This window comes from Paenibacillus sp. J22R160 (assembly GCF_059692135.1).
In genome coordinates this window covers 1-21,327 of sequence record NZ_JCAUAU010000036.1, presented here as the reverse complement: position 1 = coordinate 21,327, position 21,327 = coordinate 1, and the positions used below count along the sequence as shown (strand labels likewise).

The window sequence follows — 21,327 nt, the reverse complement described above, 5'->3', positions numbered from 1 at the left end:
TAGACGACGAGGTTGATAGGTTCGAGGTGGAAGTGCAGCAATGCATGCAGCTGACGAATACTAATCGGTCGAGGGCTTAACCAAATGTACCCAAGAAAGTGAAGATAAGCTCTGTAGCTGATTCCGAATACTTTCTCGGGGCCCAAAAGATTCCACCCTAATTTCCACTTTACGTAAGTTTCGTATCTAGTCTTCAGGGAATAAATCCCTACTGTGGCGATCGTGGCGAAGGGGTTAACGCACTGGTTTGTGGATCCAGCATTCGTGGGTTCAAGTCCCATCGGTCGCCCTTTTCCCTTATTTTGTTGGGGATTAGCCAAGCGGTAAGGCAACGGACTTTGACTCCGTCATGCCTAGGTTCGAATCCTAGATCCCCAGTTTATCTTCCTTTAAGCGGTCGTGGTGGAACGGCAGACACACCATCTTGAGGGGGTGGCGCTCACAAGGCGTGAGGGTTCAAATCCCTCCGACCGCATCCCAGATTTACGAGTAAACCTTACATATGTAAGGTTTTTTTGTTTTATAGCAAAGTCTCCCGGATGACTATGAATCTCCCATATCCAATTGACACTCCTTGTGACTATCATTTTTAGGATCGACATTCGGAAAAACGGTTGTTTTTCAAGAGTTTAGGTCGAATTACGTTTAATTCCATTTAAAATCACGAACAATAACCTTGATTAATTAAGGAATCCTATGTATTATTAGTATAGTTCGAAAAAATACAGATCAATTATTCCTCTTGAAGGTGATTTAATGTCCGTACCGGATGATTCGAATGAATACAAGAAGAAGCTGTGTCACCTGTATAACGAGATATCCAAAGAGTTATTCGGTTTTGGTACAACATTGCTGAAGGTTTCTTTGGATCAGAATATCATCACGTTTCATGCCAAGCATCGTCGGTCGCCCCGCTCAACAGCATTAGAAGGAGAGGCTCCTACGCTAAAACACGAGGTCGATTTTTACATGTCCTCGATTTACAAGAAGAGAATCCGGGAGAAGCTGGAGCAAGAACTCGGGTTGTCCATGGATGCGGTGTTAAGAGACTATGATCCACCGACGCAATGGGCCATAACGAACATTATTCTTAAACCAACTAAATAGTCTAGACCACGGTGTATCTCTTTTGATCTATCTTAAGAGGATACCCGCTCGTATATCACTTGATGTCTCTTTCCATTGTTTACGATGAAAAGTGCTCTTGTTAGAAGTTATCTTCTATCAAGGGCACTTTTCTATTTTTTTATAGCCATAGCAAGAAGCACGGCATATATTTATGAGCCTGTGTAGCATACTAGTAAAAATTTAACAAAAGGATTTTCGCTACAAATTATATATATGATATTGGGAGGATGTTAACGATGAAACAAAAAATGCTTCGTGGTTTGATTTCTTTATCCGTAGTAGGACTGGCCTTGACGGGGTGTGGGACTGGACCTGCAAAAGATCAGGGTAATACGGGTGCAGCAACAGCTACAGCTACGCCTGCAGGAGCAACAAAAGGAGAACCTACACAACTGGTTATTTCCACTTGGGGTTTTTCCGATGATTTCTTCAAGAAAGAAGTATATGCACCTTTTGAGAAAGAGCATAATGTAAAGATTGTTTTGGAAATCGGCAATAACTCCGAACGTTTAAACAAAGTGAAACAAGGCAGTTCAAAAGTGGATCTTATGTATTTATCCGACTACTATGCGCAGCAAGGTATTGAAGCAGGACTGTTCGAAAAAATCGACCGCACCCGAATTCCGAATTTAAAAGATATCTATGATATTGCTAAGGCACCGCTTGGTGAAGATTACGGTCCTGCCTATACGATTGGCCGATTCGGAATTGCCTATAATCCGAAAGCAGTCGGTAAAGAGATCAAGTCGTGGAGCGACTTGTGGAGTCCTGAGCTCTCCAAGAAGCTGACACTGCCAAACATTACGTCTACAACCGGTCCAATGGTTCTAGATGCAGCATCACTGGTATCCGGCAATGCGAAATTCAATGAAGATCAAGCTTTCACAAAGGTTAAAGAGCTGAATAAAGGAGTAGTCAAGTATTATGGACAAACTTCTGAATTCGTTAATATGTTCGCGCAAGGAGAAATTGCTGCTGGGCCTATCATGGAGATGTACGTGAAGGATTTGAAAGCGGCTGTGCCTGATACGAAGTTCATTTCCCCAGCAGAAGGGGCATATGCCGTAATGAATACGGTCAACGTCGTTAAAGGAAGCAAAAATAAGCAACTGGCGGAAGATTTCATCAACTGGCATTTGAGCAAAGAAGTGCAAGAGAAATCGGCTAAAGCAAAAGTGGACTCACCTGTAAACACTACACTGCAGCTCTCGGCTGATGAAGCTCAAGGGATTACTTATGGCGCAGATGTTGTAAATAAGTTGATCAAGATGGATATGAAATTCGTGAATGAGCATCTTAAATCGTGGATTGATCGTTGGAATAAGGAAGTTGCTCAATAATATAGAAGTGGACAAGGGTATATGCTTGTGTGTATACCTTTGTTTTCTTAAAAGGACTTGAAGGGGGCTTAGTTATGAAAAAGAAAGTCATCCTCGACGTGGATACAGGGATAGATGATGCACTGGGAATCCTGCTTGCCGTAAAAAGCGGAGAAATGGACGTACTGGGCATCACTACGGTGAATGGAAACGTATCGTTGGATCAAGCGACTGTGAATACATGCAAAATTCTGCAACTGCTTGGGGTAGAGCATGAGATTCCTGTTATTCGAGGCGCGAATAAACCCTTGATGCGCCAAACTTTCTTTGAGCATCGCGTCCATGGCAAGGATGGGCTTGGCGGAGCTTTACTCGACATGCCGGTTCATGTAGAGGCAGCCGATGGGCATGCTGTTGATTTCATCGTGGATCAAGTGAAACAGCACGCTGGAGAGGTTACCCTAGTCATGACGGCTCCACTGACGAACCTAGCTTTGGCGGTTATGAAGAATCCTCAGCTGGTTCATCAGTTGAAAGAAGTGATTGTAATGGGCGGCGTCGTCCAAGGCTTCGGCAATGTGACGCCTACAGCGGAGTTCAACATCTACGTCGATCCGGAAGCGGCCAAAATCGTCGTCCAAGCAGGCTTCCCGAACCTGACCCTCGTAGGCTTGGATGTAACAAGGAAAGCGCTGCTGACAGACGAGCATATCCGTGCACTTGGGGACTCGCCAATAGCTCGTTATGTGAAGGAGAGTACAGCGGATTATATGGAGCGTTACCATGAACGCAATGGTATTAGATCTTGTGCGCTTCATGATCCTCTTGCTGTAGGAGTAGCGCTAAACAAACAGCTGGTCACGACCCGCGAGTACTACGTCGATGTAGAAACCAAGAGTGAGCTGTGTGATGGGCAAACGGTATGCGATTTTCAGAATCGCTTGTCCAAAGCGGCCAACGTACAAGTATGTACCGAGGTTGCGGCTGACGAATTTCTCGAACTTTTTATCCGCACGTTACGTGCATAGCGAACCCAGGAACAGGAGTAAAGCTGCATGAAAAAAACGTACTTATTATTACTATTGCTGCCAGGCGTATTGTTCCTGACGGTTTTCATGGTAGTTCCGATCCTTCTTACGATAGGTTCGACCTTTTTTGATAAAGGAACATTTACCTTTGCAGGATATTTAAATTTCTTCAAAGACCCGTACTTTCTAAAAATTGTGTGGACGACGCTGCGTGTCAGCTTGGTAACCACGATTCTCTGTATCTTACTTGGGTTCCCGGTAGCTTATTTTATATCCAAGCAGGGTCCTAGGCAGAAGGCCATTCTGCTTGCGCTAGCGATTTTTCCACTGCTGACAAGCTCTGTCGTTAGGTCGTTCAGTTGGATGATTATCTTAGGTAAAAAAGGATTACTCAACAACGCGCTGATCGCGATCGGTCTCATTAAGGAACCGCTGGATATTTTGTACACGCCAGCGGCCATGATGATCGGACTCATCCACTTGTTTTTACCGCTCATCCTTATTACGTTGGTCGGTGTTCTTGAGAATATAGATCCGGATCTGATCAAAGCGGCGGAGAGCTTGGGAGCTAACCGATTCAAAGCTTTCGTTAAGGTCATTGTGCCACTCAGCGTTCCCGGATTAATCATAGGAAGTATTCTTGTTTTTGTCGGAAGTTTGACGGCTTATACAACGCCTGCCTTGCTCGGTGGCAAGCAGCGGGTTATCTCCACGTTCCTTTATCAGAATGCGATTACGCTTAACGACTGGCATCTCGCTTCCGTCATTGCTGTGATTATGATTGTGATCACCTTCGTAATCATCGCACTTATGAATAAACTGGCGACTAAATTAAATCCGAAGGGGTAGAACTATGCGGGAAAAGAATCGAGGGCTGGCGTTTTTCACCCTTCTTGTCTATATGTTCTTGCTCGGGCCGCTCGTTATTATAGCATTTGCTTCATTTGAGCCAGGGAGTGTACTGAAATTCCCGCCGACAGGATTTTCGTTGAAATGGTACCGCAACATTTGGGAAGTGAAGATGTTCATGACAACCGCGGGCACCTCTATTATTGTATCGCTGATTGGTAACTTGTTTGCTTTGCTGCTTGGAATTCCAGCGGCTTATGCGCTAAGTCGATTCGCTTTTAAAGGGAAAGAGGCACTAAATGCCGTTTTTATTTCCCCTGTGCTTATTCCTGGTATTGTGCTTGGATTTACGATGCTGAGATATCTTATCGTCACATATCACCTTCCAATCTATGCAGCTTTGCTGATTGGGCATACGGTGATTATGCTTCCTTTTATCATCCGTGTCATCGCATCAAGCTTATCGAATTTCGATTTCGCGGTTGAGGAAGCGGCCTTAAGTCTTGGCGCCGGACGGCTGAAAACTTTCTTTAAAGTGGTCCTGCCAAACATCAAATCAGGTATTATTGCAGCTATTCTGATTGCGTTCTTGGAATCTTTTAATAATGTCGACATCTCAGTCTTTATGACGGGTCCTGGGATCAGCACGCTGCCCATTCAGATGCTGACATACGTGGAGAACCATTTTGACCCTACGATTGCTGCTATTTCTGTTTTACTTATGATCTTCACCGCGGTACTTATGTTCATCATTGAACGGTTGATGGGTTTATCCTACTTCACCAAACGATAACGGAGGCTTTCATCCATGGCATTGCTTACTCTGGAAAATATTTCGGTTGCCTACGACCAGCAATATATTTTGAAGGACTTCAATTTAAGTGTAGAAAAAGGAAATTTAATATCTCTTCTCGGTCCAAGCGGATGCGGGAAAACAACGACCTTACGGCTCATCGCCGGGTTCTTGGAAGCTAAGGCGGGCAAGTTCGCTTTAAAAGGGAAGGATTACACACGGATTCCGGTTAGCAAGCGTAACTTCGGCTTCGTGTTCCAGAGTTATGCGCTGTTCCCGCACTTGTCCATCTACGATAATGTGGCCTTCGGCCTTCGTCTTCGGAAGGTGAGCGGGGCGGAGCTTGATCGACGTGTTCGGAACATTCTAGAAACGGTAAGCTTGTCCGGCTTCGAGAAGCGTTACCCGAAAGAACTTTCAGGCGGACAGAGACAGCGGGTAGCTATTGCCCGTGCGCTAGTCATCGAGCCCGAGCTGCTGCTCTTCGACGAGCCCCTAAGTAATCTGGACGCTAATCTGCGCATCAATATGCGCGTTGAGATTCGCCGTATCCAGCAGGAGCTTGGTATCACTACCGTCTATGTTTCCCATGATCAAGAGGAGTGCTTCTCCATTTCGGATCAGGTAGCCATTATGAATAAAGGGATTATCGAGCAGCTGGGTGCTCCGGCAACGATTTTCAAATATCCAAAAACAGAGTTCGTAGCTCGTTTTATTGGTTTTACGAATTTTATCTCTTTCGATACCAGGTTTGATGACAAAGAAGTGATTGCCCTGAAAGTGAAAGATCAAATGTTCACTGTAACTAAGCATGCTAATAAGGGAGATCAGGTCGGGATGCAAGGCGCTATTCGTCCAGATGATGTCGTTCTTGGTATGGCGGAAGAAATTGAGGAAGGTTCCAATGTAGTGTCAGGACGAGTTAAGGTGAGCACCTTCTTAGGGAGAAGCTATCAATACGTCGTTGAGACAATTTTGGGAGACATCACTGTCAATAAAGAAATGGCATTCCCGTATCCAAGCGGGCAAGAGGTTCGGCTTCATTTTCCAAGCGAGAAATTGGTTCTAGTAGAGTAGTGTACTTGGGGGTAAAGGCATATGCATGTTGATTTACTGATCGAAAATGTAAAGATTTATAATGGCTTTTTTAAAACATTCATTGAAGGTAACGCAGCCATTCTAGATGGCAAGTTTCTATATATCGGCAATAAAGGTGCGGAAAGCTTTGCAGCTGCGGAGCGTTTGGACGGGCAAGGGCGCTACATGATTCCAGGCCTAATTGACATCCATCTGCACATTGAAAGCACAATGGTGACACCGGAGACGTTCTCCTACGGACTTATTCGCAATGGGGTTACAACGATTGTTCCGGAGCCGCATGAAATTGCTAATGTTTTCGGACTTGACGGGGTCAAGGAATTCATCAAAGCTAGCCAGAATTGTGTAGCGGACATGTTCTATGCCCTTCCTAGTTCGGTTCCTGCTACCTCCATGGAAACGTCCGGCGGATCAATCGAAATCGAGGATATGGACGAGTTGTTGCGAACGGAGCGAATTATTTGTCTAGGTGAAATTATGAATTTCGTAGATGTCATAACAGATCCAGACTGCAAAACGAATCACATCCTCACTCATATTCGCAAACACTATCCTCATCTGATTATTGAGGGGCATGTGCCGAAACTGCTGGATTTGGACTTGCATAGGATGATCTATAGTGGAGTCGATTCGGATCACACGCATCAGACGATCGAGGGGATGGAAGCCCGGATCGCTGCGGGCATGTTTATAGAAATTCAGGAAAAATCCATGACGCCTGAAGTAATGGATTATTTGATGGAGCATGAAGTGTCTGAGCACTTCTGCTTTGTTACCGATGATGTCATGGCGGACTCCTTCGAGCGTCGTGGTCACTTAAATCATATTGTGCGTAAAGCCATCGAGATGGGCATGAAGCCCGAGCATGCGATCTATGCCAGTACGCTTTCTCCAGCCAAAAGAATGCGGATGTATGATCGCGGCGTTATTGCACCGGGCAAAGTCGGTGATTTCCAGCTAATTTCTAATCTGGAGCTCCTGACAATTGATCAAGTGTTCAAGCACGGACGCAAGGTTTATGATGTTCACAAGGCCTATACCTCAGTCACGAACGCGCCTGCTTTTCCGGCGCATTATTATCAAAGCGTGCAGATGTCTCCGTTAACGGAAACAGATTTCTCAGTCAATTTAGAAGTAATGGACGGTTCGTATGCGTGCCGTGTGATGATGGTGAAAAACGGTTCTACCTTTACAGAGGAGCATCACACGGAGGTTAATGTTCGCTCAGGTGAGCTCATGTGGCAGGAGAGTGGTAAGGGGCTTATTGCTACTTTTGAGCGCTATGGTAAAAACGGAAATCGTGCTTATGGTCTAATAGGCGGCGATACGATTAAACGAGGAGCCGTGGCGACGACGTATTCCCATGATAATCATAACTTACTTGTTGTCGGACACAATCCTCATGATATGATCATCGCGGCTAATGAGGTGATCAACAATCAGGGGGGCTTTAGCGTCGTAGAAGACGGTAAGGTTATCGCTTCTCTGAAGCTGCCTGTCGGCGGTATTTTAACGGAAGCTCCACTTGAGCAAGTAGCCAAGGAAGTAGAACAGCTGCGTAAAGCGATGGAATCTTTAGGCTACTGTCATTATAATCCTATTATGTCGATCAGCACGCATTCTTTACCTGTAAGTCCAGCGTTGAAAATTACCGACTATGGTCTAATCGACGTGAATAGTGGTAAAGTCGTACCATTAATCGTCTCTACTTAATATAAAATCCCGCACTCATTCCGAGGCGGGATTTTTTTGTATCTATTTCTTGTCGGCAAGCCAAGTAGCGAGGGATGAAATTTCATCATCATTTAGCTTGCCTTTAAAGCTAGGCATTGCGCCTCTTCCGTTTGTGACCGTTGCAGCAACTTGATCCTTAGATAGCTTGCTGCCTACTTTTTGAAGATTAGGTCCTACAGCACCTTCCAAGTTGACGCCATGGCAGCTTACACAGTTGGCTTTGAACACGGCGGAAGCCTCAACCTTGGTTGTACCCCCTGTGCTCTGGGTCGCGGACGGGCTTGCTGACGCGGCAGGGCTTGCAGATGCAGACGTGCTTGCCTCCGGTTTTGTTTCACTCTTGCCGCAAGCAGCTAGAGAACTGGCGAGCAACAGAGTGAGAATTAATAAGGTTTTCTTCATGTGGACTTCTCCTCATATACGTAGGTTCAAGTGCAAGACAGCCACTGATTGCAGGCAAAAATCTGCGTAATGACTGTAAATTTACATTGCCCGAATTGCCAATTTTTCATGCAAAAAATGAATAAGATAGCAGGTCTGAGCTCATGATATCCATAACTACCATAACTAACCTAAAGTTCATAAAATTCCAAGGAGGCAACCATATGGCTGATAAAAATGTGGAGAATTCCCCTGACCAGTCGCGACGCAGTTTCTTGAAATATACCGGAACTGCCATAGGTGGCGTAGTGGTTGGAGGCGTGATTGGCAGTGCGATTTCCGGTGGATTTACCAAAAAGCCGGCGACGCCAACCCCTTCGCCATCTGCATCCCCGCAGGTTCAAGCAGGAATGGACTACAACAGAGCGCCTATGTTTTTCAACCAGGCTCAGCTTCAGATGACGGAAGCAGCGGCTGAACGTATTTTTCCAAAAGATGAAAGCGGTCCGGGAGCGACGGAATTAGGGGTTGCCTTTTACATCGATCATCAGTTGGCAAGTCCTTGGGGCGTGAATGCCCGGACGTATCGGACAGGCCCTTTCGTTAAAGGGGAAGTGACACAAGGCGACTACTTAAGTATTCAGCGCCACGAACTGATCACGATGGGACTGCAGAGTATGGAAGAAGCGAGCAAATCTAAATATACCAAGTCCTTCGTGGAGCTGGCTCCTGAGGAACAGGATGCGATTCTCACTTCGATGGAAAAAGGCGAAATTAATGTTGTAAATGGCGTAACGGGTAAAACCTTTTTCAATCAATTTCGTGTGCTTGTGATGGAAGGCGTGTATTCGGACCCGCTATACGGAGGGAATAAGGATATGCAGGGCTGGAAAATGCGGAAATATCCGGGCAACCAAATGACCTATACCGATATCATGAGCAAAGATCAATTCGTCGCTATGGAACCACGGAGCTTGCATGATCATTTTGTACATTAATTAAGGGCGAAATCCAATGAAGGAAGGGAAGAAAGCACATGGCTACTAAAATGCCAAAAGTTCCAGTAGTTATTGTTGGAATGGGATGGGTCGGGGGCATCATCGCTGCCGAGCTGTCGAAGCAAGGAGTCAAGGTGGTTGGACTAGAGCGTGGGAAGCCAAGAAGCACCCAGGATTATTACATGGTGCATGACGAGCTGCGTTACGCCTCCAGGTACGATCTGATGCAGGATCTATCCAAGGAGACGGTGACGTTCCGTAATACGGAGAAGCTAGCGGCTGTTCCCATGCGTGAATACGGCTCCTTTTTGCTCGGTGAAGGGCTCGGCGGGTCGAGTATTCACTGGAATGGCCAAACGTATCGGTTCCTTCCGTACGATTTTGAAATCTATAGTAAAACGGTCGAGAGGTACGGGAAGCAGAAGATACCGGATGGAATGACCATCCAGGACTGGGGCATCACGTATGACCAATTGGAGCCCTATTTCGATAAATTTGAAAAGCTGGCAGGCATCTCGGGCGATCCGGATCAGAATCCGATGGTGGGCAAGCGTTCGAATCCGTTCCCAACGAAGGCAATGGTGAAAACGCCAGTTCTGAAGTTGTTCGAGGATGCGACGAAAAAACTGGGCTATCACCCCTACATGATGCCGTCGGCGAATCTGTCCGAGCAATATACGAATCCGGACGGTATTACCAGAGCGGCATGCCAATACTGCGGATATTGTGAGCGTTTTGGCTGTGAGTATGGAGCCAAGGCGGATGCTGTGGTCACCGTGCTGCCAATTGCTCAGAAGTCGGGCAATTTCGAGCTGCGCTCTTACTCAAATGTCATTCAAGTGTTAAATGACGGGAAGAAGGCAAGTGGAGTTGTTTATGTCAACACGGTGACAGGCGAACAGTTCGAGCAGCCTGCTGATGTGGTGATTATGGCCAGCTATGTGTTCAACAACATTAAACTCTTGCTGACATCCAAATTGGGTAAACCTTATGATCCAGCCTCTGGTAAAGGAGTAATCGGTAAAAATTACTGTTACCAAACGAACGGTGGCTCAGCTACGGGATTTTTTGACGACAAAGCGTTCAATCTGTATGCAGGTGCAGGATCGCTTGGCATGGAGATTCCTGATTTCAATGGAGATAATTTTGACCATAGCAGTCTTAGTTTCCTTCATGGAGCCGGTATTCGGATTTCCCAAACCGGACAACGGCCGATCGCTACCAACTCAGTTCCCAAAGGTACACCCGCGTGGGGGAAAGATTTCAAACAGAAATCGCTGAAATACGCGAATAGCGTCTTGGCCGTGTCGCCACAAGGATCAAGTTTGCCTTGGAAGCATCACTATGTGGATCTCGACCCTACCTATAAAGATGCCTACGGGCTTCCCTTGCCGCGCATTACGTTTGATTTCGAAGAGCAGGATCGGCAGATGATCAAATTCGTGAGCGGTAAGGCGGCTGAAATTATGAAGGAAATGAATCCAACGAGCATTGGCTCATCGGATCAGCTCGGGCCTTACAATATCGTGCCGTATCAGTCCACGCATAACACAGGCGGAGTCATCATGGGCGCAGATCCTTCTACCTCGGCTGTTAATTCCTATATGCAAATGTGGGATGCTGAAAATGTTTTTGTTGTCGGAGCGTCAGCATTTGCTCATAACAGCGGCTATAACCCGACAGGGACCGTTGGAGCTCTCGCGTATAGAGCTGTTGAAGGGATCGCGAAATATTTGAAACAAGGCGGAATGGTCGTTTAATCAGGCGCGAATGCGACCTATAGATGGGAGGCCCCGCATGGAGCAAGAAGATTTGATATTGCATCTTACCGAGGTCCGAAAGCGGTTAATCATTGTGTTGGCTTGGTTTGTCATCATGTTATGCGCCGGGTTATATCTCTCCAGTGATATTCTGCTGTATTTGAAAACGCAGCCTATGATCGGTGAGATTAAGTGGAATGTGTTCTCGTTTACAGATGGGCTGATGATTTATATGAAGTGCGCATTCCTCTTCGCTCTATTGTTTACGGTGCCGGTGATACTCTACCAGTTGTGGGCATTCGTCAGGCCAGGGCTTACCGAATCGGAGTCTAGAAGCGCTCTTCCTTACATCCCAGTGGCTTTTGCGCTCTTCATCATCGGGGTAGCGTTCAGCTACTGGGTCGTCTTCCCTATGATGGTTCGCTTTATGATGCGTATGAATCAAACTATTGGCGCGGTGGAAACCTATGGCATTGACCGGTACTTTGGGTTTCTGTTTCAAATCGTGTTTCCGATGGCCATAGCGTTTGAGCTGCCTGTGATTCTTCTGTTTTTGACCAAAATAGGACTGTTAACGCCGCAGCGTTTGAAAATGTCCAGGAAGTACGCGTACATCGCTTTAACGATTACAGGATCGTGCATTTCGCCTCCAGACATGGTTTCACATCTATCGGTAACCGTTCCGTTGCTGTTGTTGTTTGAGATCAGTGCTTTGGCCTCCAACTGGCAGTGGAGAGCGATGATGAGGCAAAGCAGTCCGACAAATAGCTAAGGTTTCATAAAAAGGAGGATACGCATGTTTAACAATATTGGTGTATCAGGTTTAATCTTAATTTTGGCGATAGCCTTAATCGTCTTCGGCCCGTCCAAATTGCCGCAGCTTGGAAGAGCCTTTGGCGATACGCTTCGAGAGTTCCGTAATTCGACGCGCAATATTATGGATGATGGCGAACGTGAGCAGCTGATTGAAAATGAGGGTAAGAAGCCTTTTTGAGAAGGTGACTAGTAGTGAGATTAGAGGGAGGGAACTATAGTCCTCTATTTCGATGAAAAGGAATACTTTCCATGAAGATGGGGAACTACGATCCTCTATTTTATCAATTTCACCTGAAAAAGATGCCATGGAGGACAAATAAGAGCCTGTAGTTCCGCTCAGAAAGGAAACAGCTTGTTTTCTCCAAATAGGGGACTCTAGTTCCCTTGCATTAGCTTGTAGCCGGATTCCCACTTGGTCTTCGGGATAATACGGAGTGTTCGCTAAACCTAGAAGAACCGTCAGGAGGATCCTGACGGTTCTTTTTATTTATAGAATAGGTGTAACCATTCTGTAACTTCCTTAATGGTATATTTTAGCATATATATTATAAGGTTTAAGTCTTTGATATTGAAGCATACAGGGGGCGCTGTACGCGATGTGGGATATGCGCATAAGAACGATTCATCGGGATTATGAGTTCGATAACGCTATATTGTTCAGTGAATATGTGATGGTTTTGACGGAAGGGAAAATGGTTGGTGGTGGTCTTGTTCAGGAGTACGACGATAATGAGGTAGTCGTGGGTACGAAAAGATTCTCTCGCACCTTATTCGCATTTGTCGTTACTTTGCCTCCGCAATGCCAGATGATGTTTTGATCAAAACCTCGACGCTCCGAGAAGGATTGTCGAGGTTTTGTTTTATATATGTGATTAAACCGGCAAATCCTTCTTGTTCACTTGTTTCACAGATGTGTTTCCAAGTTGCATGAACAAGTTAATCGTAAAGAGGATGACGCCAATAACGACAAGCAAGGAACTGACAATGATAAGCGGAAGTAAGGTGGATTTGCCGGAGAGAATCTCAATCGCTAGTCCACCCTGCATAAGGGGCAAGCCAATATTATGTAACCAGAAGTGAAGCTTAGCTAGACGCGTTTCTGCTGCATGCGGATAGAAGTGATAGATGAGACCGAAGATCGCCATAGATACCCAACCCAGCAAATTTATGTGCGCGTGGACCGAGGCGAGTCTAAAATCTTGCAGGATGCCCATCAACATTCCCAGTAGAACACCTAGCGTGATGTAAATCGCAGCAATTTTCAAAAATGACTTGGCCATTCCGTGATCCCTCCCAAATTTTAACTTCACACTTATTGTAAGTTATATGCGACGAGAAACAAGACATTAGGAATCAAAATGGATTAAATATTTTATTAAGCTAATGGATTGGGCGATGTATTGTTATAAAATAAATTAAATTATTATTATTGTTTCACATATATTTTTGTTATTTATATAATATATTATAAAAGTGTTTAATGTAGTAATACATTAGTTAGCGGAATGAAGGGGGAGATGGTTATGAGCAGCTTGGCATCTTCGATGGAGTTCGAGAGTAGAAAGGTTTCACGCCAACGCACCTATGACTTTCAGAGGATTATGGCGAATCGGCAGGAACGAACCGAACACGTGGAGTGTGGCGAAACAGCTTTCTATCCCTTATCACCAGTAGCTTTGGCACTTTATTATGGATTTGATAATGAGACTCAGCCTGCCGGATAATCGGCAGGTTTTTTTATCGTGCAAAAGGCTGAAGAGGCTATTTGAGAATCAGGCGATCTGCTTACTTTTTCCAGTTGAATGTACTATACTTATCTCAATGTTATAGCACAGTTCAGCGAGGTGTGAAGGATGAGCACAGGCCATTCGGAGCTACATACGAAGCATGAACAAATTACGAAATATATTGAATCTGTACCTGTTGGCACGAAGCTGTCTGTTCGGCAAATTGCTCAAGATTTGGATGTGAGCGAAGGAACGGCTTATCGAGCCATCAAAGAGGCGGAAAATATCGGGCTGGTCAGCACCAAACGCCGGATCGGTACGATACGGATGGAAAAAAAAGAGGAGCCTGTCATCGATAAGTTAACGTTCGCGGAAATCGTGAATGTGGTGGAAGGCGTTGTGCTTGGAGGATCTTCCGGTATACATAAGTCACTGAACAAATTCGTAATTGGCGCTATGCAGCTCGAAGCGATGCTGAAATACATTGAAGCGGGCAACTTGCTTATCGTTGGTAATCGTGTGCAAGCCCATATGTGCGCCCTCAGTCAAGGGGCTGGGGTGTTGATTACGGGCGGTTTTGATACGACACCTGAGGTCAAAGAGCTGGCAGATGAACTTCAGTTGCCGATCATCGGGAGTTCTTTTGATACATTCACGGTGGCTACGATGATCAATCGCGCGATGGAAGACAGGCTGATTAAGAAGAAGATCATGAATGTCGGTGACATCATGAGCAAAGACAGTCCAATCTACTCGCTGGATGGAACGGACAACGTCAAGGATATGCAAAAGCTGGTAGACAAAACCATGCACACTCGCTACCCTGTCATCGACGACAATAAGATGCCCATAGGGATGATTACCACGAAGGATATTGTGGGTGCGAAGCCGAACCAGCTCATCAGCACCTTAATGACGCCGAATCCGCTCATGATTAACTTAAAAACTTCGGTTGCTTCAGCAGGGCACATGATGGTGTGGGAAGGCATTGAACTGCTGCCTGTTATTGATAGGGAGCGGAAAATGATCGGCGTCATTAGCCGCAAGGACGTCATGAAAGCGATGCAGCACATGCAGCAGCAGCCGCAGAACGCGGAGACGTTCGAAGTGCAGATCTATGCAGGGATCGATGAGGTGCGCGATGCCGAAGGCAAGTTGTCTTTTAAAGGGACAATAACGCCTCAAATGACGAACTTCGAAGGCTTAGTATCGGAGGGGGTGCTCACCACGATTATGATTCGTGCAGCCTATCGCACGGTTAAAGAGCATAAGAAGGGTGATCTCATTCTGGATAGCTCATCCTGTTATTTTCTGATTCCGCTGCAAATGGACGAGGTCTTTGAAATTGTGCCGACGATTGTGGAAATGACACGCCGATTTCTCAAAGTTGATATGGAAATCGTGGCGAATGGAGCCAGGGTGGCTAGATCGATGATTACGGCACGCATCCTTTAAAATTTGACTAAAATCCAAGGAGGACATGCACATGATTGCTTCGATTCAAAAAAATGAGAACGGGTATATTGTTCAGTACGATCGTCCGCTTGGGCATGCTGTCAGCGAGGTTTGGGCAGCCCTTACCGAAAATGATCGCCTAGAGAAATGGATGACCAATCTTCAAGTCGAGGATCTGCGCAAAGGCGGCTATATGAAATTTGATATGAAGGATGGCTCGGGTACATTTATCGATATGGAGATTACCGATTATGAGCCGCTTTCTGTGCTTGAATTCACGTGGGGGGAAGATCGTGTCCGCTTTGAAATTTCGGCAAGGTCAGAGGGTTCTTTACTCGTTTTGAAAGAGTTCATTAGCACGATAACGGACCATACGCCAAAGGACTTGGCCGGCTGGCACATTTGTCTGGATATGATGTCTGCGCTGCTAGATGGACAAGCGATGGACTTTCCGATGGATGAGTGGAAGAAATGGTACGAGCAGTACGGTGAATTGGTTCGGCAGGATTAGGATACTCGCATGATAAAGAGGCTGCTCATAGGTCGATATAGACCCTATAAGACAGCCTCTTTGTCCGTTTCGGCTATTTGTTAGCAGAGACGGTTTCGATTTCTTTCACGCTTTGGTAAATGAGGTTGAACAGCTCATCTAGATTGCCTTCTTCAATACAGGAGAAAGCGACGCGAAGATCAGAAGATCCGAGAGCGATGGTACCCACGCCATGCTGATCCAGCAAGTGGATACGCAAAGCCTCGGCATCCACAGTTTTGAGCTTCAAGCACATGAAGTAACCGGAGTTGAACGGGTAATAGCCCCATGCATCATCGAACTTGCCGGAGTCCAGAATGGACTTTGTACGGTTAGCACGGCCTTTCATGATCTCATATTTCTCCTGCTTCTGCTGATTGAACTCCGGTGAGTTAAGCGCATGAAGCACGAAGGTTTGGGATGGGTGAGGACCGCTGGAAATCGTCGCACGGATGATACCCATTGTTTTTTGTTCTAACGCGCTGAGCAAAGCTTCGCTTTGACCGGCATAAGTAATGAAACCAACGCGGAAGCCCCAGACGTATTCTTCTTTGGTAGCACCGTCAATTTTGATCGCAAGCACGCGCGGGTGAATGTCCGCTAATTTACCGAACAAGGACTCACTAAGAGACCCTTCGAAGAAAAGTCCGAAGTAAGCATCGTCGGTTAGCACAACGACATTGATCCCAGCTTCAGCTGCATCTTTAATCGCTGCAGCAATTTCATTGCCTTCTTCAGGCCCAGGCGTGTAGCCAGTAGGGTTGTTCGGGAAGTTCAAGACAACGATGGCTTTGCCTTTGGATTGTTGAGCAAGCAGCGCTTCGCGGAGGCCAGCAGCATTAAATTTCTGCTCCTCATTGTAGAGCGGGAAGTTCACAATTTTCGCACCGCGGCGGATTTCGAAAGTGAGCTCGTAATTCTCCCAGTTTTTATCCGGAATAATAACGGAGTCATCAGCATCTGCGAAAAGATCTGCTGCAATACTAAGACCGTGCGTCAACGCATTCGTTACAATCGGGTTGCCGATGAGTTTGCTGCCGATCTCAGGGTTTTCTTCGAGCATTTTTTTGCGCCATGCGCTGCGGAGCTCGGGCTTGCCGGCTGGCGGCGCATATTCATATATATCTTTAGGTGCGTAGGTAGAGAGAGTATCTTGAATGACCTTTAAATGCATTGGCTGACCGTTCTCGATCGCAATACCAATCGTAGCGTTGAACTTTTTGGCCTTTGCCTTGGCTTCAGCAGATTGGCTAAGAATGCCTTCTTTCGGGAAGTAAATCGATCTACCTAATGCAGAAAGCATGTCAAATACGTGAGAATTTTCACGTTCCAGGGTCTCGTTTAACTGTCGTGCCAGAGGATTCATAAGCATGGGTCATTCCTTCCAATGTGCTATTCATTTTTTGCAGTTATTATACCACTTTCACTGGAGAACGTCACTGCGAGAAACAAATTTTTTTGGATAGAATTTTATTCGGATCTAGACGTTTACTTGATTTAAAAATCCTTCTAGCCGCAGCTTTACATCTGTCCATTCGCGGGCAATGATGCTGAACATAACGGTGTCCCGCACATAGCCGTCATGAAGGACGCGATGTTGGCGAAGTGTGCCTTCTTTTTGGGCGCCTATACGCGTTATTGCCGCTTGGGAGCGCTCGTTTCTCAGGTCTGTTTTAAGCTGCACGCGCAGCAGGTCTAAGGTCTCGAAGCAGTGCTGCAGAAGCAGATACTTACACTCCGTATTAACTCTGGTTCGCCAAACGCGTGGATTGTACCAAGTATGACCGATCTCGACATGACGATTTGCGGCAGAGTAGTCGAATAGGCGCGTGCTGCCTACGATGCTATCGGTCTGTTTATCATATACGCTGTAGGGGATGCCTAGGCCAGCTTTTTGTTCATCTAATGCTTGGTGAACAAATTGTTCAACGGCTGAAGATTGGAGCAGCGGGGTCATGTAAGCAAAGATGGCTGGGTCTGAGGCCGCCTCCACCAAAGCGCTAATGTGGGATTCTTGCATCGGCAGTAGAGTAACTTGGGCTCCTTCTAGCATGAGTGGTTGGAAATTCATTGGCATATTCTCCTTGTCAAAAAGTCAGATATATGAGATTTTAGTAAGCATAATAGAAAAATGGTGTAATAAAAAGGTCCAATTTGGATGTGTTTATGTGGACCAATTGGAGTGTAGTGAGGAAGAGATTTTGTGAAGGCAATGGAAGGTAAGAGAAGACAATGGGAACCGTTAGAAATAGATAGAAAGCAATGAGGAGTTTTAAAGGGGAAATGGAGGAGTAAGTATGGATTTTCACATACCGTACCATACCTATCAAGCGAAACATGCGAGTAAATATGCGGCTTTGTATCATGCTCTGCATGACAATATTTTGGGGAATAAGCTGCTGCGTGGTACGAAGCTGCCATCGAGTCGTGAATTAGCCGCCATGTATGGGCTATCTCGGGGGACCGTTAATCAGGTTTACGATATGCTGATTGCTGAGGGTTATTTGCACGCCGATGTTGGTAGAGGGACTTATGTTGTTTATAACGGGGTGCAGGAGAGGCAAGTGCCGTTTGAGGGGAAGGATATTCGGCTTTCGGACTGGGGGACGCGGGTTTGTGAGGCGGATCGGGAAGGACGGGGGCAGAGGCGAGAGCAGGTTCGGGAGCGGGGGCGAGAGCTAGGGCTAGGGCAGGAGCGGGGGCAAGAGCGGGAGCTAGGGCAGGAGCAAAGGCGAGAGCTGGGGCAGTGGGGGCAAGAGCGAAGACAAGTGCGGGAGCAAAGGCGAGAACTACGGCAGGAGTGGGGGCAAGAGCGAGAGCTAGGGCAGGAACGGGAGCAGTGGGGGCAAGAGCGAGAGCTAGGGCAGGAACGGGAGCAAGAGCAAAAGCAGAAGGAAAAGGAAAAGGAAAAGGAAAAGGAAAAGGAAAAGGAAAAGGAAAAGATTGCGTTCGTGATGGGTCGGCCGCACTTGGATGAATTCCCGCGGGAGCTATGGAACCGCGGGATGTACGAGCAGGTGCGGCGGATGACGGAATCGCCGCAGCAAGAGGCTCACGTCGCCGAGGGGCATTATGCGCTTCGCGAAGCGATTGCACAGCACCTAAGGCGAATACGCGGCATCGAGGCGCCGCCAGAGCGCATCGTCATCGTTAACGGGTCGATGCAAGCGATCGCGCTGCTGACCCAAATGCTTGTGAACGAAGGCGATCCCGTCATCGTGGAGCGCCCGGGCTACCAAGGCGCCAGCCGCGCTGTGCTGGCGGCTGGCGGAGTGCCCATCCACGCAGCTGTGGATGGGCAAGGGCTAGTCCCGCAGCCGTGGAACGCACGGCTGCTGTTCGTGACACCGAGCCGCCAGTTCCCTACGGGGGCGGTACTGGGTCTAGAGCGCCGCCAGCAATTGCTGCGCTGGGCGGCGGAGCAGGGCGCTGTCATCGTCGAAGACGACTATGACAGCGAGTTCAGGCACCGCGGGCGGCCGATTGAGCCGCTCAAGGTGCTGGACCAGGAGGGCCGAGTGGTCTACATCGGCACCTTTTCCAAAACGATGCTGCAGGACCTGCGCATCGGATATGTCGTGCTGCCGGAGGCGCTGCACGACGCTTTTGTGGCCGCGAAGCGGCTATACGAGCCGCACCCCTCGGGGCTGCTCGAACAGCGCTCGCTCGCCGCATTCATGGCGAGCGGCGGCTACGAGCGACACCTGCGCCGCATGCGGCGGGTGTACGCGAGCAAGTTCTTGCTCCTGCAGGCGCTGCTGCAGGAGCAGCTCTCCACCCTCTTCGACTGGGTGGAGAGTGACGCGGGGCTGCATCAGTTCGGCTGGTGGCGGGGGGACCCCCGCACCTATGCCGCTTATGCAGCCGAGTGTCGTAAGGTCGGCGTCACGTGGAGCGACGCCAGTTCCTACGGCATCCCCCCGGGGAAGGCCGGGGCATGCTTCGGTTTTGCGCATCTCACGGAGCAGGAAATACGCCAAGGCGTTGCTGGCCTGCGACAAGTCTCAGAAATTGTCATAAAATCAACAATATGATTTTGGCATGGTTGACAGAGTATGCTATGATCTAACATGTGGTCAATTAATCATTTTATTGTAGGAGTGATCCCTAAATGGCAGGATTAAATGGTGGAGGCACAAGCGTGATTGTGCGTTTGGAAATACATAAAGAACAGGTCACGTTTGGGAAAATTGCTACAGCCATAGGCGATGCCGGTGGCGATATCGTCGCGGTTGACGTGACGCGAGCCAGCAAAACAACAACAACACGGGATATTACAGTTCAAGTTAGCGATCCGGATCATACCGAAGTGATTGTTAAAGTACTGAAAGGTATTCCCGGTGTACGGTTAATTAACGTATCCGACCAAACGTTCCTTATGCATTTGGGCGGAAAAATTGAAGTCACTCCGAAGATTCCGATTAAAAATCGGGACGACCTGTCCCGTGTATATACACCGGGAGTCGCTCGTGTTTGTATGGCGATTCATGAAGATCCATCCAAAGCGCACTCATTAACGATCAAACGTAATACCGTTGCCGTCGTTTCTGACGGGACAGCCGTCCTCGGACTTGGCAATATCGGACCGGAAGCGGCTATGCCGGTTATGGAAGGTAAAGCTATGCTTTTCAAGCAAATGGCAGGCGTTGATGCTTTCCCAATTTGCCTTGACACACAGGATACGGAAGAAATCATTCGTACAGTGAAAGCCATAGCTCCTGCGTTCGGCGGTATCAATTTAGAGGATATTTCGTCGCCGCGCTGTTTTGAAATTGAAGAACGATTAATCAATGAATTGGATATTCCGGTATTCCATGACGATCAGCACGGAACTGCGGTTGTTATTCTTGCTGGTTTGCTTAACGCAGTTAAACTCGTGGGCAAACAGTTGGAGTCGTGTAAGGTTGTTATCACGGGCATCGGAGCAGCAGGAATTGCTTGCACCAAAATGCTGCTTGCTGCAGGTGTCACCAACGTTATTGGTGTAGACAGGCAAGGCGCAATCGTACGCGGAGAAAGTTATACGAATTCCGCTTGGGATTGGTATGCGAAAAACACGAATCCTTTCGAGCTAAAAGGGACTTTGTCCGATGTGATTGCTGGCGCTGATATTTTCATCGGTCTATCCGGTCCTGGCGTTTTGAAGGTAGATGATGTGAAGAAAATGGCTACTGACCCGATCGTATTCGCTATGGCGAATCCGACACCGGAAATCACGCCAGAAGAAGCGGAGCCTTACGTACGTGTTATGGCGACAGGGCGTTCGGATTATCCGAATCAAATCAATAATGTGCTCTGTTTCCCGGGCATTTTCCGTGGTGTGCTGGATTGCCGCGCTTCCCGGATCACGCAAGAAATGAAACTTGCAGCAGCCAAAGCGATTGCTTCGGTAGTGAATGAAGATGAGCTGAGCGAGTATTACATTATTCCGAGCGTATTCAATCATGCGGTTGTTGAGAAGGTACGCGAAGCGGTCATGGAAGCAGCTTATGAATCAGGTGTGGCTCGCCGTCGCAGGCAACGTGAGACACAAGATTCCCATCACGAATAGACAGGGTGAAAATAATTTCACCTCATCTGGTTACTTAAATACAAGGAAAATTGCAGCTAGAATAAAGAGTGGACACCTCAATAAGAGAATTCGATAATGAATATATCAGGAGGTGTTCCCATGGGTGAACAACGGAAACGTTATAATGAAGAATTCAAAAA

The 21,327-nt window shown here is 47.2% G+C and carries 21 protein-coding genes, 3 tRNA genes, 1 rRNA gene and 1 pseudogene; 22 read left to right on the top strand and 4 right to left on the bottom strand.

Annotation, left to right across the window (positions count from 1 at the left end; all coding sequences use genetic code 11):
* The 11 genes from AC58UW_RS32655 to AC58UW_RS32605 form a co-directional block, all read left to right on the top strand.
* A 23S ribosomal RNA gene (locus AC58UW_RS32655) occupies positions 1–84 on the top strand; the annotation flags it as partial.
* Positions 85–216: 132 nt separating this feature from the next.
* A tRNA-His gene (locus AC58UW_RS32650) sits at positions 217–289 on the top strand.
* Positions 290–306: 17 nt separating this feature from the next.
* Positions 307–378 (top strand) — tRNA-Gln (locus tag AC58UW_RS32645).
* Positions 379–393: 15 nt separating this feature from the next.
* Positions 394–475, top strand: a tRNA-Leu gene (locus AC58UW_RS32640).
* 281 nt (positions 476–756) lie between these two features.
* Positions 757–1,107, top strand: a complete 351-nt coding sequence (locus AC58UW_RS32635) for a DUF2294 domain-containing protein (protein ID WP_127456545.1) — start codon at positions 757–759, stop codon at positions 1,105–1,107.
* Between the two features lie 257 nt (positions 1,108–1,364).
* Positions 1,365–2,468 (top strand): ABC transporter substrate-binding protein, encoded by a 1,104-nt coding sequence (locus AC58UW_RS32630; protein ID WP_497424658.1) that lies wholly within the window; start codon positions 1,365–1,367, stop codon positions 2,466–2,468.
* Positions 2,469–2,542: 74 nt separating this feature from the next.
* Positions 2,543–3,475: a nucleoside hydrolase gene (locus AC58UW_RS32625; protein ID WP_497424657.1), complete on the top strand. Its 933-nt coding sequence runs from the start codon at positions 2,543–2,545 to the stop codon at positions 3,473–3,475.
* 27 nt (positions 3,476–3,502) lie between these two features.
* The gene (locus AC58UW_RS32620; protein ID WP_497424656.1) at positions 3,503–4,324 is read left to right on the top strand and encodes an ABC transporter permease; all 822 of its coding nucleotides are present in this window, start codon (positions 3,503–3,505) and stop codon (positions 4,322–4,324) included.
* Between the two features lie 4 nt (positions 4,325–4,328).
* Positions 4,329–5,117 carry an ABC transporter permease gene (locus tag AC58UW_RS32615; RefSeq protein WP_497424655.1) on the top strand — a complete coding sequence of 263 codons (789 nt, stop codon included), beginning with the start codon at positions 4,329–4,331 and terminating at the stop codon, positions 5,115–5,117.
* A gap of 15 nt (positions 5,118–5,132) precedes the next feature.
* Entirely contained in the window at positions 5,133–6,194 is a 1,062-nt protein-coding gene (locus AC58UW_RS32610) for an ABC transporter ATP-binding protein (protein WP_497424654.1), read from the top strand.
* 21 nt (positions 6,195–6,215) lie between these two features.
* Positions 6,216–7,928, top strand: a complete 1,713-nt coding sequence (locus AC58UW_RS32605; protein WP_497424653.1) for an adenine deaminase C-terminal domain-containing protein — start codon at positions 6,216–6,218, stop codon at positions 7,926–7,928.
* Positions 7,929–7,970: 42 nt separating this feature from the next.
* On the opposite strand, the gene AC58UW_RS32600 is transcribed toward AC58UW_RS32605, so the two are convergent.
* Positions 7,971–8,351 (bottom strand): c-type cytochrome, encoded by a 381-nt coding sequence (locus tag AC58UW_RS32600; RefSeq protein ID WP_497424652.1) that lies wholly within the window; start codon positions 8,349–8,351, stop codon positions 7,971–7,973.
* 203 nt (positions 8,352–8,554) lie between these two features.
* Between AC58UW_RS32600 and AC58UW_RS32595 the strand changes: the two genes are divergently transcribed.
* From AC58UW_RS32595 to AC58UW_RS32575, 5 genes are all read left to right on the top strand, one after another.
* A complete protein-coding gene (locus AC58UW_RS32595; protein WP_497424651.1) occupies positions 8,555–9,328 on the top strand; it encodes a gluconate 2-dehydrogenase subunit 3 family protein in 774 nt (257 codons plus the stop codon).
* A 38-nt stretch (positions 9,329–9,366) separates the two neighbouring features.
* Positions 9,367–11,088 carry a GMC family oxidoreductase gene (locus tag AC58UW_RS32590; protein ID WP_497424650.1) on the top strand — a complete coding sequence of 574 codons (1,722 nt, stop codon included), beginning with the start codon at positions 9,367–9,369 and terminating at the stop codon, positions 11,086–11,088.
* A 37-nt stretch (positions 11,089–11,125) separates the two neighbouring features.
* A complete protein-coding gene (tatC, locus tag AC58UW_RS32585; protein ID WP_497424649.1) occupies positions 11,126–11,860 on the top strand; it encodes a twin-arginine translocase subunit TatC in 735 nt (244 codons plus the stop codon).
* Positions 11,861–11,884: 24 nt separating this feature from the next.
* Positions 11,885–12,082, top strand: a complete 198-nt coding sequence (gene tatA / locus AC58UW_RS32580) for a twin-arginine translocase TatA/TatE family subunit (protein ID WP_497424648.1) — start codon at positions 11,885–11,887, stop codon at positions 12,080–12,082.
* A gap of 418 nt (positions 12,083–12,500) precedes the next feature.
* Complete coding sequence (locus tag AC58UW_RS32575) at positions 12,501–12,722, top strand: hypothetical protein (RefSeq protein WP_497424647.1); 222 nt, start codon at positions 12,501–12,503, stop codon at positions 12,720–12,722.
* 54 nt (positions 12,723–12,776) lie between these two features.
* Here AC58UW_RS32575 and AC58UW_RS32570 read toward each other — a convergent pair whose 3' ends face one another.
* Positions 12,777–13,184 carry a cytochrome-c oxidase gene (locus tag AC58UW_RS32570; RefSeq protein WP_497424646.1) on the bottom strand — a complete coding sequence of 136 codons (408 nt, stop codon included), beginning with the start codon at positions 13,182–13,184 and terminating at the stop codon, positions 12,777–12,779.
* A gap of 243 nt (positions 13,185–13,427) precedes the next feature.
* Between AC58UW_RS32570 and AC58UW_RS32565 the strand changes: the two genes are divergently transcribed.
* From AC58UW_RS32565 to AC58UW_RS32555, 3 genes are all read left to right on the top strand, one after another.
* Positions 13,428–13,628 (top strand): hypothetical protein, encoded by a 201-nt coding sequence (locus tag AC58UW_RS32565; RefSeq protein ID WP_497424645.1) that lies wholly within the window; start codon positions 13,428–13,430, stop codon positions 13,626–13,628.
* 129 nt (positions 13,629–13,757) lie between these two features.
* On the top strand, positions 13,758–15,086 hold the full coding sequence (locus AC58UW_RS32560) for a DRTGG domain-containing protein (RefSeq protein WP_497424644.1): 1,329 nt from the start codon (positions 13,758–13,760) through the stop codon (positions 15,084–15,086).
* A gap of 31 nt (positions 15,087–15,117) precedes the next feature.
* Positions 15,118–15,597, top strand: coding sequence for an SRPBCC family protein (locus tag AC58UW_RS32555; protein ID WP_497424643.1), 480 nt, complete (start codon positions 15,118–15,120; stop codon positions 15,595–15,597).
* A 73-nt stretch (positions 15,598–15,670) separates the two neighbouring features.
* Here the strand turns inward: AC58UW_RS32555 and AC58UW_RS32550 are convergent, their stop codons facing one another.
* Positions 15,671–16,981, bottom strand: a complete 1,311-nt coding sequence (locus AC58UW_RS32550) for an aminotransferase class I/II-fold pyridoxal phosphate-dependent enzyme (RefSeq protein ID WP_497424660.1) — start codon at positions 16,979–16,981, stop codon at positions 15,671–15,673.
* A gap of 114 nt (positions 16,982–17,095) precedes the next feature.
* Positions 17,096–17,686 (bottom strand): GNAT family N-acetyltransferase, encoded by a 591-nt coding sequence (locus tag AC58UW_RS32545; protein WP_497424642.1) that lies wholly within the window; start codon positions 17,684–17,686, stop codon positions 17,096–17,098.
* 226 nt (positions 17,687–17,912) lie between these two features.
* On the opposite strand from AC58UW_RS32545, the pseudogene AC58UW_RS32540 reads away from it, so the two are divergent.
* The 3 genes and pseudogenes from AC58UW_RS32540 to AC58UW_RS32530 all read left to right on the top strand — a co-directional run.
* A pseudogene (locus AC58UW_RS32540) lies at positions 17,913–18,140 on the top strand (GntR family transcriptional regulator); the annotation flags it as partial.
* 243 nt (positions 18,141–18,383) lie between these two features.
* Positions 18,384–19,649, top strand: a complete 1,266-nt coding sequence (gene pdxR / locus AC58UW_RS32535) for a MocR-like pyridoxine biosynthesis transcription factor PdxR (protein ID WP_497424659.1) — start codon at positions 18,384–18,386, stop codon at positions 19,647–19,649.
* Positions 19,650–19,726: 77 nt separating this feature from the next.
* A complete protein-coding gene (locus AC58UW_RS32530) occupies positions 19,727–21,166 on the top strand; it encodes an NAD-dependent malic enzyme (RefSeq protein ID WP_497424641.1) in 1,440 nt (479 codons plus the stop codon).
* Positions 21,167–21,327: the final 161 nt, after the last annotated feature.

Bases quoted from the DNA above. Each gene is read 5' to 3' on its own strand.
- AC58UW_RS32600 (WP_497424652.1), bottom strand. From the start codon at position 8,351: ATGAAGAAAACCTTATTAATTCTCACTCTGTTGCTCGCCAGTTCTCTA.
- AC58UW_RS32625 (WP_497424657.1), top strand. From the start codon at position 2,543: ATGAAAAAGAAAGTCATCCTCGACGTGGATACAGGGATAGATGATGCA.
- AC58UW_RS32630 (WP_497424658.1), top strand. From the start codon at position 1,365: ATGAAACAAAAAATGCTTCGTGGTTTGATTTCTTTATCCGTAGTAGGA.
- AC58UW_RS32545 (WP_497424642.1), bottom strand. From the start codon at position 17,686: ATGAATTTCCAACCACTCATGCTAGAAGGAGCCCAAGTTACTCTACTG.
- tatC (WP_497424649.1), top strand. From the start codon at position 11,126: ATGGAGCAAGAAGATTTGATATTGCATCTTACCGAGGTCCGAAAGCGG.
- AC58UW_RS32560 (WP_497424644.1), top strand. From the start codon at position 13,758: ATGAGCACAGGCCATTCGGAGCTACATACGAAGCATGAACAAATTACG.
- AC58UW_RS32550 (WP_497424660.1), bottom strand. From the start codon at position 16,981: ATGAATCCTCTGGCACGACAGTTAAACGAGACCCTGGAACGTGAAAAT.
- AC58UW_RS32565 (WP_497424645.1), top strand. From the start codon at position 13,428: ATGAGCAGCTTGGCATCTTCGATGGAGTTCGAGAGTAGAAAGGTTTCA.
- AC58UW_RS32610 (WP_497424654.1), top strand. From the start codon at position 5,133: ATGGCATTGCTTACTCTGGAAAATATTTCGGTTGCCTACGACCAGCAA.
- AC58UW_RS32595 (WP_497424651.1), top strand. From the start codon at position 8,555: ATGGCTGATAAAAATGTGGAGAATTCCCCTGACCAGTCGCGACGCAGT.
- AC58UW_RS32530 (WP_497424641.1), top strand. From the start codon at position 19,727: ATGGCAGGATTAAATGGTGGAGGCACAAGCGTGATTGTGCGTTTGGAA.
- AC58UW_RS32570 (WP_497424646.1), bottom strand. From the start codon at position 13,184: ATGGCCAAGTCATTTTTGAAAATTGCTGCGATTTACATCACGCTAGGT.
- tatA (WP_497424648.1), top strand. From the start codon at position 11,885: ATGTTTAACAATATTGGTGTATCAGGTTTAATCTTAATTTTGGCGATA.
- AC58UW_RS32590 (WP_497424650.1), top strand. From the start codon at position 9,367: ATGGCTACTAAAATGCCAAAAGTTCCAGTAGTTATTGTTGGAATGGGA.
- AC58UW_RS32635 (WP_127456545.1), top strand. From the start codon at position 757: ATGTCCGTACCGGATGATTCGAATGAATACAAGAAGAAGCTGTGTCAC.
- AC58UW_RS32605 (WP_497424653.1), top strand. From the start codon at position 6,216: ATGCATGTTGATTTACTGATCGAAAATGTAAAGATTTATAATGGCTTT.
- AC58UW_RS32575 (WP_497424647.1), top strand. From the start codon at position 12,501: ATGTGGGATATGCGCATAAGAACGATTCATCGGGATTATGAGTTCGAT.
- AC58UW_RS32620 (WP_497424656.1), top strand. From the start codon at position 3,503: ATGAAAAAAACGTACTTATTATTACTATTGCTGCCAGGCGTATTGTTC.
- AC58UW_RS32555 (WP_497424643.1), top strand. From the start codon at position 15,118: ATGATTGCTTCGATTCAAAAAAATGAGAACGGGTATATTGTTCAGTAC.
- AC58UW_RS32615 (WP_497424655.1), top strand. From the start codon at position 4,329: ATGCGGGAAAAGAATCGAGGGCTGGCGTTTTTCACCCTTCTTGTCTAT.